9 protein-coding genes are annotated in these 8,875 nt (G+C 70.0%); 6 read left to right on the top strand and 3 right to left on the bottom strand.

The genetic code is table 11. The features are described from left to right. Window positions 1-518: LacI family DNA-binding transcriptional regulator (locus B7X32_RS15110; RefSeq protein WP_292721294.1), on the bottom strand; the 518-nt coding region annotated here is incomplete at its 3' end. A 189-nt stretch (window positions 519-707) separates the two neighbouring features. On the opposite strand from B7X32_RS15110, the gene B7X32_RS15105 reads away from it, so the two are divergent. The 6 genes from B7X32_RS15105 to B7X32_RS15080 all read left to right on the top strand — a co-directional run bounded on the left by B7X32_RS15105 (window position 708) and on the right by B7X32_RS15080 (window position 6,946). Beyond that, window positions 708-1,853, top strand: a complete 1,146-nt coding sequence (locus B7X32_RS15105) for an extracellular solute-binding protein (RefSeq protein ID WP_292721291.1) — start codon at window positions 708-710, stop codon at window positions 1,851-1,853. After that, window positions 1,850-2,809, top strand: coding sequence for an ABC transporter permease subunit (locus B7X32_RS15100; protein WP_292721288.1), 960 nt, complete (start codon window positions 1,850-1,852; stop codon window positions 2,807-2,809). Before B7X32_RS15105 ends, B7X32_RS15100 begins: the two co-directional genes overlap by 4 nt. After that, on the top strand, window positions 2,809-3,630 hold the full coding sequence (locus B7X32_RS15095; RefSeq protein WP_292721286.1) for an ABC transporter permease subunit: 822 nt from the start codon (window positions 2,809-2,811) through the stop codon (window positions 3,628-3,630). The genes B7X32_RS15100 and B7X32_RS15095 overlap by 1 nt, the downstream gene beginning before the upstream one ends. A gap of 8 nt (window positions 3,631-3,638) precedes the next feature. Further along, entirely contained in the window at window positions 3,639-4,748 is a 1,110-nt protein-coding gene (locus tag B7X32_RS15090) for an ABC transporter ATP-binding protein (protein WP_292721284.1), read from the top strand. Continuing rightward, a complete protein-coding gene (locus tag B7X32_RS15085; protein ID WP_292721281.1) occupies window positions 4,745-6,322 on the top strand; it encodes an inositol monophosphatase family protein in 1,578 nt (525 codons plus the stop codon). Before B7X32_RS15090 ends, B7X32_RS15085 begins: the two co-directional genes overlap by 4 nt. A gap of 153 nt (window positions 6,323-6,475) precedes the next feature. Continuing rightward, window positions 6,476-6,946 carry a hypothetical protein gene (locus B7X32_RS15080; protein ID WP_292721279.1) on the top strand — a complete coding sequence of 157 codons (471 nt, stop codon included), beginning with the start codon at window positions 6,476-6,478 and terminating at the stop codon, window positions 6,944-6,946. Window positions 6,947-7,122: 176 nt separating this feature from the next. Here B7X32_RS15080 and B7X32_RS15075 read toward each other — a convergent pair whose 3' ends face one another. Together B7X32_RS15075 and B7X32_RS15070 are read right to left on the bottom strand one after the other, a co-directional pair. Then, a complete protein-coding gene (locus B7X32_RS15075) occupies window positions 7,123-7,605 on the bottom strand; it encodes a histidine phosphatase family protein (protein WP_292721277.1) in 483 nt (160 codons plus the stop codon). Window positions 7,606-7,676: 71 nt separating this feature from the next. Continuing rightward, the gene (locus B7X32_RS15070; protein WP_292721274.1) at window positions 7,677-8,378 is read right to left on the bottom strand and encodes a hypothetical protein; all 702 of its coding nucleotides are present in this window, start codon (window positions 8,376-8,378) and stop codon (window positions 7,677-7,679) included. Window positions 8,379-8,875 lie beyond the last annotated feature (497 nt).

Raw genomic sequence — 8,875 nt, 5'->3', positions numbered from 1 at the left:
GTCACGTCGTCCTCGTGCGGACCCTCGACGCCCACCATCGGCACGCCCCGCGCCCGTCCTACCGGCAGGAGTGCGTCGGCGGCCTCGCCGCGCGTGGCGAAGACGATCGCGTCGACGGGAAGCGTGCGCAGCAGCACCGGGCCGCCGCTGCGGGGATCGCGGCCCGGAAGCAGGAGCATTCCGTAGCCCTCGCGATCGAGCACCTCGGCGAGGCCGTTCATGGTCGCCTGCGCGACCGGGTTCCCGAAGGCCCGCTGGATCCGATCGGTGATCACGATGCCGACGATGCCGGTCCGCCCGCTTCGCAGGGAGCTGGCGACGGGGTGCGGACCCTCGTAGCCGAGAGCCTCCGCCGCATCGAGAATGCCGCGGCGCGTCGCCTCCTGCACGCGATCCGGGGCGCGGAAGGCGAGTGACGCCGTCGAGGTGGATACCCCGGCGAGGTCGGCGACGTCCGCGATGGTGACGCGCCCTTGGCGCCCACGCCCCCGTGCGGGGGAGAACCGAACCTGATCCACGAGGGCCACCTTAGTGAAGCGGTGGATCGCATCGTTTCGTTCCGTCTGCTCACACGGAGAGTACATGCCGAGTTCACGCCCTCGTCACGTCCGGCGCTTTCAATCGAAACGATGCGATCCAGATCAGGGATCCCATCTGCATTCCTTCCCGAAGCGTTCGATTCCTCCACGAAAGCAGGAAAACCCGCGATGAAGAAGCGTGTCCTCTCGATCCCCCTCGGCCTCGCGGCCGCTGCGGTGGCCCTGGCCGCCTGCGCGCCGGTGAGCTCCGCGGGCGCCCCCGCGTCCTCTGCGGGCGCCGGCTCCCTCACGGTGTTCATCTCCGGTGACACCAACGTCCAGGATCTCTGGGAGAAGGGGATCATCCCCGCCTACGAATCCGCGCACCCCGGCGCCTCGGTGCGCACCACGATCGACCTGCACGGCGAGCACGACCAGCAGACGGTCGCCAAGCTGGTCACCGCCACCAAAGCCGGCGATGCACCGGGCTACGACCTCGTGGATGCGGGCTTCGTGACCGGCAGCGCCACCGAGGCGGGCACGCTGCTCGACATCGACGGCAAGGTCTCCGGTCTCGCCGACGTCCCGGCGGCCACCGTCAAGGCGGGCAAGGGCACCGGCATCCCTTACCGCGCCTCCTCGGTGCTCCTCGCCTACGACAGCACCAAGGTCCAGACGCCGCCCAAGACCCTCGACGAGCTTCTCGCCTGGATCCAGGCCAACCCGGGCAAGTTCGCCTACAACTCGCCCGCGACCGGCGGCTCGGGTGGCGCCTTCGTGACGACGGTCCTGGACAGCTACCTCTCGGACGCCGAGCAGCAGGCTCTGCGAACCGGCCACGACACGGCCGCGGAGGCCGGCTGGGCGAAGGGCTTCGACCGCCTGAAGCAGCTGGGCGCCTCGATGTACCAGAACGGCGTCTACCCGAACGGCAACACCCAGGTGATCGATCTGCTCGGCACGGGCGCGATCTCGATGGCGCCCGTGTGGAGCGACCAGATCATGACCTCCGTCAAGAACGGCCTCATCCCGAAGACGGTGAAGTACACGCAGATCAGCGGCCCCAGCTTCACCGGATCCGCGTCGTACCTCGGCATCCCGAAGACCAGCAAGAACACGGCCGGCGCGATCGACCTCGTCAACTTCGTGCTGAGCCCCGCCGGACAGCGGATCATCGCGGAGAAGATCTCCGGCTACCCCGTGATCGACGTGAAGAAGCTCCCGGACGACACGGCGAAGGCCTTCGCCGACGCGGACCCCTCCGCGCTGCGCCCGAGCTACTTCGCCGAGGTCGCCGGCGACATGGCCAACCAGTGGGACTCCCGGGTCCCGTGATCGAGTCCTCCTTGTCGACCGGGGTGCGCGCAGACCGCGCGCGCCCCGGTGTCGCCCCGGCCCGGCGGGCCGAGCGTCGCAGTGCCGCCGCCGGGTTCTCGCTCGCACTGCCGCCTGTGCTGCTCCTTGCGCTGTTCGTCGGTCTGCCCGTCGTACTGGCGATCGGCTTCAGTTTCGGGATGACCGGCGGCCTCAACAGCACCGTCGCAGCCATCGGCCAGGACGTGCACCAGGGAGCGCCCTTCACGCTCGCGGCCTATGCGGACCTCTTCGCGGATGCGCGTTTCGGCAGGGATCTCGTGGCGACCGTGCTGGTCACGGTCTGCACGACGGTCCTCACACTCGCGCTGGCGATCGGGATCGCGGTGACGCTGCGCCTTCGCGGCGGATGGGCCGGGAGCGTGCTCTCCGGGCTCGGGGTGGTGCCGCTGTTCATCCCCGTGGTCATCGCGTCGTGGGCCATCCTCACCTTCTATTCGGGCGACGGATTCGTGCGCAGTCTGTTCGCGCAGTGGGGCGGGGAGGGGCCGGTCCTCGGCTTCACGGTGACCGGCGTGATCATCGCCTCGGTCTGGGTGAATCTGCCGTTCGCGCTGCTCATGGCGGCCTCCGGCATGCAGGGCGTCCCGGATGCGCTGATCGACGCGGCTCGGGATGCGGGCGCCTCCACCTCGGCGATCATCGGCCGCATTCTCGTTCCCATGGCGGGAATCCCGTTGGTCATCGCCGCGACCTTCACCGCGATCGGCGTGCTCGGGCAGTTCACCGTCCCGTACTTCACGGGGCCGAGTGCGCCACAGCAGCTCGGCGTGGACATCAGCAAGTACTTCCAGTCCTTCAACCATCCGCAGCAGGCGGCGGCGATCGCCGTGGTCGTGTTCCTGATCGCTTCCGGTGTCGCCGCGCTGTACGTGTGGGCGAACTTCCGGACCGCGGAGAAGGAGGGACGAGCCTGATGCCCGCACTGCTGCGCCGCGCCGGAGGGCGGCTCCTCGCCACCGTGCTCGTGACTCTGGTCGCGCTCTTCGTCCTCGGACCGCTGATCTGGCTCGGGATGCACGCCTTCGCGAGCGATTGGACGTATCCGAACCTGCTGCCCGACGGTTTCACGATGCGCTGGTGGGGGGTGGTCTTCTCCGACCCGACGCTGTTCGCCTCGATGCAGAACACGCTGTTCTTCGCACCGGTGACCGTGCTCGTCTCCGCGATCGTCTGCCTGCCCGCCGCCTACGCGTTCTCCCGGTTCCGGTTCCCCGGCCGCCGGATCTTCCTCATCGGCCTGTTCGCCACGAATGCCTTCCCGAAGATGGGCCTCTTCGTCTCGATGGCCACCGTCTTCTACGGACTGCACCTGATGGGGACCGCGTTCGGCGTCATCGTCGTGCACGTGATCGGGACGGTCGTCTTCATGACCTGGATCCCGGCGGCCGCGTTCTCGGCGGTCCCGAGATCCCTCGAGGAGGCGGCGAGGGACGCCGGTGCCGGCCGGATCAGGACGTTCCTCACGGTGACGCTCCCGCTCGCGCTCCCGGGGATTCTCGTCGCCTGCGTGATGAGCTTCCTCGCCTCGTTCGACGAGGCGCAGGGGACCTACCTCGTGGGAGCACCGACGTTCATGACCATGCCGACAGAGATGTACACGCTCGTCCTCAACTATCCGAAGCAGGTGGCCGCGGTGTTCGCGATCCTGCTCTCCCTCCCCTCCGTCGTCCTTCTGCTGCTGACCCGCAAATACATCATGGACGGGCAGCTGGCCGAGGGCTTCCAGATCCGTTAGGAACTCCCATGTCCACCGACATCGCGAATGCCGCCCCGTCCGGGCTGCGCCTGGAAGGGCTCTCCAAAGTCCTCGGCGGGCGCACCATCGTCGACGATCTGAACCTCGACATCGCACCGGGGGAGCTCGTCTCGCTGCTCGGTCCCTCCGGGTGCGGCAAGACCACCACGCTGCGCATGATCGCCGGGTTCCTCGTTCCCGACTCGGGGCGGATCGGAGTCGGCGAGCAGGATGTCACCGCGCTCGGCCCCGAGCGTCGGCCGAGTGCGATGGTGTTCCAGAACTACGCGCTGTGGCCGCACATGACGGTCGCCAAGAACGTCGGTTTCCCCTTGCGGATCGCCCGTACGCCGCGCGCCGAGATCGCGCGCAGGGTGGCCGAGGCGCTCGAGCTCGTCGGCCTCTCGCATCACGCGAACAGCCGTCCGGCTCGAATCTCGGGCGGCGAGCAGCAGCGCGCGGCGCTCGCCCGTGCGCTGGTGCGCCGGCCCTCGCTGCTGCTTCTCGACGAACCGCTGTCGAACCTGGACGCGAAACTGCGGGTTCGGGTGCGGGAGGAGATCCGAGACATCCAGCAGCGACTGGGGATCACGACGGTGCTCGTCACGCACGATCAGGAGGAGGCACTGGTCGTCTCGGACCGGATCGCCGTGATGAACGGGGGTCGGATCGAGCAGGTCGCCACGCCCACCGAGCTCTATCGGCGCCCCGCGACGGACTTCGTCGCCGGATTCATCGGCGCCAGCAACCGCATCCCGCACCCCGATCTCCGCACGGTCGAGCACGGGGTGCACTGGATCGCGCGGCCGGAGGACATCGTCCTCGAAGCGGTCGGGGCGCCGGGTACGGAGACGGCCACCGTCTCGCGCGTGCTGCCGCACGGGCACTTCGCGGAGATCGTCCTGAACGTGCGAGAGGGGCTCGAGCTGCGGGCGTTCGCGTCCGGTGCCGTTCCCGGGGCGGGCGCGGTCGTCGGTGCGCGCGTCGTCAGGGCGCTGCGCTACCGGGACGGGGTGCTGGATCCGGATTCCGCGCGACAGGACGGCCCGGTGCCGTTCGGATCCGGGCCGGCGAGCTCGAGCGCCGTCGCCGCGTCGGAGCGGCGGGTGCTCGCATGACCCGGCTGGGCACGCCCCGCCTCGTCGCCCACCGCGGGCTGCACGGGGAGGACGCGGGCGGTGCGCGGGAGAACACGCTCGCGGCGCTGCGCGCGGCGGTTGCGGCGGGCGCCGCATGGATCGAGGTCGACGTGCGCCGGACGAGGGACGGCGCGGTCGTGCTGCTGCACGATCCGACCCTGGAGCGGCTGTGGGGCGAGCGGACGGCGATCGCCGACCTCGACCTCGCGGAGGTCAGGGAGCGAGGCGGAGGAGAGCGTCGGATCCCGCTGCTGTCGGAGGCGTTGGGCCTCCTGCACGGCACCGGCGTCGTTCTGCTCATCGACATGGACGAGGCGGCGCCGGCCGAGGCGGCCGCAGAGGTCGTGCGCTCGTCCCCGGCCGACACGGCGACGGCCTGGTGCGGCGACCTCGACGCGATGCGCCGGGTGCGGGTGGTGCTTCCGGACGCGGCGATCTGGCTGCCCTGGGCGAGCCCGCTGCCGCCCTCCGCGGAGGATCTCGCCGAGATCGGACCGAGCGTCGTGAATGCTCCGCATCTGATCGTCGGCGCGGACTTCGTCTCCGCCGTGCACGCCAGAGGTATCGAGGTCGCGGTCTGGACCGTGGATGAGCCGGCGCAGGCCGCGCATCTGGCACGGCTCGGTGTGGATTCGATCACGACGAACGTGCTGCCGCGCCTGCGGGCCGCCGTCGCCGGTCTCCAGACCGGGTCGCCGGACGCGCACGAGCGGGAGCGCACGGTCGGGATCGTGCGGGAGCTGGCCGAGTGGGCTGCCGAGTGCACGGCGCTGGCCCGGATTGATGGCATCGGGCCGGTTCAGACGAAGAAGGATCCGGGCGATCACGTCACCCGCATCGACCGAGAGATCGAGCGCGGCGTGCGGATCGCGCTCCGCGCGCAGTTCCCCTCGCATGACGTCGTGGGCGAGGAGGAAGGGGGCGAGAGCGACGGCACCAGGCCGTGCTGGTACCTCGACCCCGTGGACGGCACCGCCAACCTGGCGAACGGAGTTCCCTGGACGAGCTTCTCCCTGGCCCTCGTGCAGGACGGGCGTCCGGTCGTCGGTGCGGTGCTGGATCCGGTCGGTGAGGCGCGGGACGGCGTCTCGACCCCCGTGCCTGTCATCGCCGGGGAGGGGGGAGGCACGTGGCGGCGGGGCAGCCGGCTCGCGTCTGCGCCGGGCACGGGGGAGGATCCGCTGTCCGGCGTGATCGTCACCACCGAATTGGCCGGCACCGCCGCGTGGCCCGGGTTGAGCCGCATGCTCGACCTGCTCGCGGATCGGCACTGCACCGTCCGCATCCCCGGGTCGGGGACAGCGACGCTCGCCGGTGTCGCGCTGGGGCGGGGCGTCGCGGCGATGGTGCACCGCTACAGTCCGCTCGACCATGCGGCGGCTCTGCTGGTCGTCGCGGAGGCGGGCGGGTGCGTGCTCGATGCCGAAGGGCGACCGAGCCTGGACCCCGGCCCCGGGCCGGTGTTCACGGGCGTGGACGAGCGGTCCGCTCGCGCGCTCCAGCTCGTCTGGCGCGAAGCCGTGTCGCGGGCCGCGGCCGATGAGGCGAGCTGAGAAGAAGGGCAGCGGGGATCCCGCCGGAGACGCGGAAGACTTCACAGGTGGACGCCGATTCAGCGACGCGGAGGCTCTACGGCGGGCCTCCGCTGAGCCAGGGCCACGGCGTCGGTTCGCGTAATAGATCGAGGATCTCGACGTCTCCCATGTATGAACTACTCGACGACGTCTCCACGAGACGAGGCGACGCTGAACGCGATGAGCGAGTATGCGCTGGACGTCGAGGTGCAGCGCGAACTGAGGCGTGGGGTGGGGCGCGGAGTCGACCTCTCTGCGGGGCAGTGGGCGATGCTGAATCGCATCGTGACCGACGGAGGCGTCGACGAGGGCGTGCTGCTGCGCACTGACTCGCCCTTCGATTCGTTCCGGAGAATTCGTCGTCGAGCCGTTCTCGGGCGGCTTGTCGCAGTGGGCTTGGTGCGCCGCGCGAACGGACGCATGACGCCGACCGTGGCAGGTGTGGGTGCCATCCGCCCGCTGATGTCTCTGGATCCGGGAAGCGTGTTGTTCCCCAGGCTTCGTGTCATGCGTCAGGCAGAGCTGGCGTCCGCTCGTCGCGCACAGCGACGACACGCGAGAGCACGCCACACGCTGAAACTCCGCCCTCGCAATGCCGACTGAGCGCGCGGACGATGCAGCAGGGTGACTGCCGTCATCGATCGGTGCTGTGCTCAGGCGCCGCAGGCGCGACGACGGATGAAGAAGAGGTTGGGCTGGTGGAAGTGCCTGCGCATCCGGGTGTTGTGTTCGCCGCTCGAGACCAGCATGATGAGCGACCGCTTCCCCGAAGCCGGCAGTCAGCGTCCCGGCAGAAATAACCGAGCAAGCCGCGCAGACCCGTTGACCAGCTCGCCCCAGGAGTCCACTTCCACCGAGCACTCCGCGACCGCACAGGTCGGGAGTTCCACCAATGAGTCGGTCAGCCTCGTGACCGCAGACCCCATGCCCGGTGCATGGCCGACCAGCAGCACGACGTCGAGATCATCGTTGAGTGACGATGCAGCGGTCAGGATCCCACTAGGGGAGTCCCAAGCGACATAGAGTGCGGTGTTCTCGATCACGGGGAGATCGAAAGCCGAAGCGTAGGCGTCGGCCGTGCTGCGTGCCCGGATCGCCGGGCTCGTCACCACCTGCTGCACACGGATGCCCTCGTCTAGCAGGCGTTGGGCCATGGCGTGCGCCGCTCGAACGCCACGGTCGTTGAGAGGCCGGTCGTGATCGGTCAGGTCCAACGCCGCAGGAGCAGCTTCGGCGTGACGCGCGAGCAGCAGAGTCTTCATGTTCACCAGCGTCCCATTGCCGGGTCGCGGGGAGACATAACGCCGCCAGAGCAGCATCGGGGCAAGGCCGGTCAGGGGATGGCGAGGGTGCTGGTGAGCCCGTACCGGTCGGCCTGGGCGTAGCGGACGTCGATGATCGCGGTCCCCGCGGGGATCGGTACGGTGAGCTGGCCTGTCGTGTCGAGCATGCCCGGCACCCATGCTCCGCCGTCGGTGCGCTGCTCGATGCCCGCGCCCGCGTCGCCCGCGAAGACGACGCCGCTCCATGTGGACGCCGGAGAGAGAACGGGTGCGCGCATCGGCAGGCTCACGGCGAGTGGCGACGACGTGTGGCCCGAGAGGGTCTGCGTCAGGGCGATGGTGTTGTCGCCGGCGGTGAGCCCGTCGATGACGGTCATCGTCCAGTTCCCCTGGGGATCCACCGATGTGGTCCTCTCCGCCGATCCGACGGCGGCGTGCACCGTCGCTCCGGGACTGCCCGTGCCGGTCAGGATCGGGAAGAGCCGCCCATCGCCGTCGACCGCGGTCACGACGACGTCCGGCAGCGTGCGGCCTATGGTGACCGGCATTGAAGCGGGCTGGCTGACCTGTGCACCGAGGGTGGCGGTCACGGCGAGGGTGTACTGCCCGTCGGGGACTCCGGTGATCTTCATCGGCGTGGTCCAGACCCCGGACGGGTTCGCAGAATCCGAGGCCTGAGCGGCGACGTGTCCGGCCGCGTCGACGAGCTGCACCGTGATCGCCACACCTGGGTCCGCGGTTCCATGCACCACGAGCAGGTCCGATTTCACGACGTCTTGCCGGGGCGAGATGATCACTGGCGCCGAGGGCACGGCACTCGGCGGCGGAGCTGGGGCGGGCGGGGCGGGAGCTGGTGGCGCGCTGGCTGGTGGTGGCGTCGGTGCCGTGCCGGCCGTGGGTGGGGTGTCTGCGGGGGAGAGCGGTGGGGTTGGCGTTGCAGGGTCGGGCTGCGGCGCGACCGTCGGCGGTGGTGCAGGGTTGGTCGGAACCCCGGCAACGGGTCCAGGCGTGGGCGGCGGGGTGACGGCCGGTCGAGGGGCTGGCAGGGCTGCATCCGGAGCGCTCGCCGCGATTGTCGGTGGTGCGTCCTGCGGGGTGAGGGCTGCGACCGCGGCGATCGCCATGGTGACTGCGACGGCGCTGGCCAGGCCTAGGGCTGAGACTTTGAGGGCGACGCCCTTGGATGCGGACGCCACGGGTGTGGCCGGTGGCAGGGCCGTTTCGCCGGTGAAGGCCAGCTCGGCTGCAC

Source organism: Microbacterium sp. 13-71-7 (assembly GCF_002257455.1).
Lineage (GTDB): Bacteria > Actinomycetota > Actinomycetes > Actinomycetales > Microbacteriaceae > Microbacterium.
The sequence above is the reverse complement of the archived record's forward strand: the minus strand, read 5'-3'. Positions and strand labels throughout refer to the sequence as shown.

Excerpts from the sequence above, each read along its gene's own strand:
- B7X32_RS15105 (WP_292721291.1), top strand. The coding sequence starts at position 708 with ATGAAGAAGCGTGTCCTCTCGATCCCCCTCGGCCTCGCGGCCGCTGCG.
- B7X32_RS15095 (WP_292721286.1), top strand. The coding sequence starts at position 2,809 with ATGCCCGCACTGCTGCGCCGCGCCGGAGGGCGGCTCCTCGCCACCGTG.
- B7X32_RS15090 (WP_292721284.1), top strand. The coding sequence starts at position 3,639 with ATGTCCACCGACATCGCGAATGCCGCCCCGTCCGGGCTGCGCCTGGAA.
- B7X32_RS15085 (WP_292721281.1), top strand. The coding sequence starts at position 4,745 with ATGACCCGGCTGGGCACGCCCCGCCTCGTCGCCCACCGCGGGCTGCAC.
- B7X32_RS15080 (WP_292721279.1), top strand. The coding sequence starts at position 6,476 with ATGAACTACTCGACGACGTCTCCACGAGACGAGGCGACGCTGAACGCG.
- B7X32_RS15075 (WP_292721277.1), bottom strand. The coding sequence starts at position 7,605 with ATGAAGACTCTGCTGCTCGCGCGTCACGCCGAAGCTGCTCCTGCGGCG.